This window comes from Vibrio sp. 10N.261.51.A4 (genome assembly GCF_041471945.1).
GTDB lineage: Bacteria > Pseudomonadota > Gammaproteobacteria > Enterobacterales > Vibrionaceae > Vibrio > Vibrio crassostreae_C.
The window spans coordinates 1-2,489 of record NZ_JBFRPJ010000102.1 but is presented as its reverse complement, the minus strand read 5'-3'; the positions used below and the strand labels follow the sequence as shown (position 1 = coordinate 2,489).

1 protein-coding gene is annotated in these 2,489 nt (G+C 48.8%); it reads left to right on the top strand.

Going from position 1 to position 2,489, the window contains the following annotated elements:
- Positions 1–2,489 (top strand): VCBS domain-containing protein (locus AB4384_RS21230; protein ID WP_372130071.1); only part of this gene is annotated, 2,489 nt, incomplete at both ends.

Genomic DNA, 2,489 nt, shown 5'->3' with positions numbered 1-2,489 from the left:
AGTACCGACGTGGATAACCCAGATAATGCGTTTACTCCGGATTCGATTACTGGCACCAACGGCAACCTCACCATTGGTGCTAATGGCCAATGGACCTTCACCGCCAACAGCGCGTTTAATCAGTTAAACGTCGGCGATAAGGTCGAAGAAACCTTTACCGTCTCTTCCGTTGATGGCACACCGTCGACCATCAAGGTGACGATTAATGGCACTAACGATGCAGCGACAGTCAGTACCGCAACAGTCAGTGTGGATGAGACTGATAAAGCGGTAACGACATCAGGAACGTTGACTAGTACCGATGTTGATAATCCAGACAATACGTTCACGCCGGATTCGATTTCAGGTATCAATGGCGACCTAACTATTGATGCTAATGGGCATTGGGTGTTCACCGCCAACAGTGCGTTTAATCAATTGAACGTCGGCGATAAAGTCGAAGAGACCTTTACCGTCTCTTCCGTTGATGGCACACCGTCGACCATCAAAGTGACGATTAATGGCACCAATGACCGCCCTACTATCTCAGGTACCTCAAGTGGCGCGGTGATCGAACAGGGCTTGAACACGGCAGGAAACCCCGATGCGACAGGGAGCTTAATCGCGACTGATATAGATAAGTCCGACACCGTTACGTGGGCAATCAATCAACCCCAAGGTCAATGGGGAACGCTGTCGATTGATCAGCATGGTCATTGGCACTATCAGCTAGACAATTCAACCGGCGGTGCCGCGGATAAACTCGCGGCTGGTGAACATCAGTCTGAATCATTCTGGATCACCGCTACCGATTCAACAGGAGCGACAGTCCCTCATAAAGTCGTTATCGATGTGCAAGGCAGCAACGACAAACCAATTGTCAGTGCGTGGACTCAGCTTCCTGCGGGTAAAGAGGATCAACCCGTAACCATCAAGGCTTCTGACTTGCTAACACATGCAAGCGATGTGGATAGTAGCGATGTATTGCACGTGACAAATTTGCAAGCGACACACGGTAGCCTGACTGATAATAAAGATGGCACTTATACCTTCACGCCAGATAAAGATTTCAATGGTGAGATTCGACTCACCTATGATGTGGTTGACGGCCATGGGGGCAGCGTCAGCACTCAAGCTAAGTTTGATCTTATCGCAACTCCAGATAACGCGATTATTACCGACGCACAAGCCAATGCAGACTTACGGGGAGTAACTGAAGATCGCGGCTATATAGATACCCACTACCAACTGCATTACGACGGCAGATTAAACATCCAAGACCCTGATAAGGGAGAGGCACAGTTTGATCCGAATATAGGCTCACAAACCTATCAAGGTATTGGCTACGACACCAAACTGGGTGGGCACATACTGCTCATGCGCGACGGTCACTACACCTATACCCTCGACAACCGCAATATACAGAACTTAGCGCAAGGCGAAGTTAAACACGATTCAGCCATTATACGCTCAGCAGATGGTACAACACACACGATAGAGCTAACGGTTCATGGTACCAACGATGCCCCAACCATCAATGCTCAGTCCCACTCAGTGACTGAAGGTGGAAGCGTTCTAAATGGACAAATGGTTGGCCAAGATATTGATACCGGTGCGGCCTTGACTTACAGCGCACCGCAGATTGATGGCTTGGTGGTTAATCCGGACGGCAGTTATAGCTTCGATCCTGCTCACTCTAGCTATCAATCGTTAGCATCAGGTGTCACGAAGACATTGACTGTTCCAGTAACAGTCACAGACGAGCATAATGCGAGCAGCACTCAAAACCTCTCAATAACGATTACAGGGGTTAATAATTCTGCCGTTATCGGCGGTGTCTATACTGGAGATGTTCATGAAGGGCATACATATACAGCACCAGATGGTACAATGTCTGGTGGCTACGTCGATGATCGCTCACCAGATCATATGCATGGAAACATCGGCAAATTATGGAACGACGAAATACACACTGATGGTCACCTGAACATTGTTGATCCAGACTCCGGTGAAAGCCATGCCCAAACCGGCGTTTATTACGGCACTCATGGTCGTGTCATACTTCAGAGTAACGGAGATTGGAGCTACTACGCTTCCATAGGCCAAGACGCAACAGGTAGAAAGATTGATCACCTCGGCCAAGGTGAATCGATAACGGATACTGTCACCGTCAAATCGGCTGATGGCACCACTCACGATATTGTTGTCACCGTTCATGGCGATAACGACCGTCCGTATTGTTCTGGTGAAGTGCAACTGAACAGCGGTAAAGAAGATCTTGCTCAAACCATCACAGCAACCGAGCTAATCGCTAATACTGTTGACGTAGACGCCAACGATGCAGGTAAGCTCACTATCGCTAATTTGCATGCTGACCATGGCTCGATTCAAGACAATCACGATGGAACCTTCACCTTCACTCCAAGCCACAATTACAACGGCAGCGTCCACTTCACCTACGATGTGAAAGACGCGCATGGTGGTACAACACACACTGGCGCATCAACGAC